Origin of the sequence: Devosia insulae DS-56 (assembly GCF_000970465.2) — a bacterium.
Classification (GTDB): Bacteria; Pseudomonadota; Alphaproteobacteria; order Rhizobiales; family Devosiaceae; genus Devosia_A; species Devosia_A insulae.
Genome location: NZ_LAJE02000337.1, coordinates 1 through 1288 on the forward strand (window position 1 = coordinate 1; position 1288 = coordinate 1288).

Annotated in this window: 1 protein-coding gene and 1 pseudogene; both read right to left on the bottom strand. The window is 69.4% G+C overall.

Annotated features, from left to right (window positions below):
* A pseudogene (locus VW23_RS22055) lies at window positions 1-480 on the bottom strand (hypothetical protein); the annotation flags it as partial.
* Window positions 477-947: a hypothetical protein gene (locus VW23_RS22060; RefSeq protein ID WP_069911652.1), complete on the bottom strand. Its 471-nt coding sequence runs from the start codon at window positions 945-947 to the stop codon at window positions 477-479. The gene VW23_RS22060 and the pseudogene VW23_RS22055, both read right to left, overlap by 4 nt.
* Window positions 948-1288: the final 341 nt, after the last annotated feature.

Consider the following 1288-nt stretch of genomic DNA (forward strand, 5'->3'; position numbering starts at 1 on the left):
GTCCGTGCTGCGCGCTTCGGCATCGGCGAGGCGCTGGGTTTCGAGCGCCACGGTCAGGTCGGCGGCGGCAACGGCGGCCTTGCTCTGTTCGAGCTCGACCCAGACCGGGGCATCGGCCTCGAAGCGGAGCGTGCGGTGTTGCGGCACGGTGCCGTAAAACAGGATGGCCGGCTGACCGTCGAGCCCGTAGAGCGCTTCACCCCGCTCGATGATTGCACCCACCGGCGCCAGCGCGGTGACCATGGCGGAGGCGCCGGCAAGGCTCGGGCGCAAGGCCGTGAGCTCGCTATAGCCGAGCGTGCCGGTGACGGTCTTGCTGTCGACCAGCTCGCCCAGGGTGATCTCGGCCGTCGCGATGGGGGCGGCGCTCGGGGCAGCCGATGGAGGCGCCGGCTGCAGCAGCACAAAGCCCGCGATCGCGACGGCCCCGGCGGCAAGCGCGAGCGCGCCGCCGGAGAGGATGGTGCGAACGGGGATCATCCGCCGATCATGATCCGGGCGCCACGGCTCAGCTCGCGGCAGGCATCCATGGCGGCGCGGAGCTTTGGATCGTCCGGTCCGGCGCCGATCTTGCCGGCATCGAAGCCGCCATCGGCGCTCGGGTCCGGGAAGTTCGGCAGCCCGTGCTCGCGCACGCATTGGGCAAGCTTGAGCAGGCCCTCGAGCTGCTCGGGGGTGACGCCCTCGCCGCGCATCCCCTCGGGAGCGAGATCGTGGCAGGCGGCCGAGGCCTTCTCGAAGCGGGCGGCGCTGCCGGGAGTGATGAGAAAGCGCATGCCCTCGCCGGGGGTCGGGTCGGGGAACTCGGCATAGCCGTTGTCGCGCATGCACTTGCTATAGGCGAGGGCGGCATCGTCGTTATCGGCCGGCGCCTGGGCGAGGGCGGCCACCGGGGCCACCAGCAAGAGGCCGGCAGTGAGGACCGGGAGGAGCAGTTGGGTAAGCATCGTCACGTCTCCGTGGTTGGGTGAGACGGGCGTACGAGATTGGGTATTAGGCGGGTGTTAGGGGGCTGGCAGTCGGCGTCCCTCTCCCGCCTGCGGGGGAGGGCTATCGCATATGAGCACTGACCGTAGACGGGTGGCCTTCTCCCCTTGTGGGAGAAGGTGGCCGAAGGCCGGATGAGGGGTTCTCTCCGCGAACACGGTCGCTCCTCGCTTCGCTCGGATCGCGCTACACTTCGTTGCGCGGCCCCCTCATCCGCCCTTCGGGCACCTTCTCCCCCAAGGGGAGAAGGCAAGATGTGCCCTCCACCGCCATATCTTTCGCTTATACACATCTCCGAGCC

What these genes read in the sequence shown, in the direction of transcription:
- VW23_RS22060 (WP_069911652.1), bottom strand. Translation starts at nt 947, where the DNA reads ATGCTTACCCAACTGCTCCTCCCGGTCCTCACTGCCGGCCTCTTGCTG.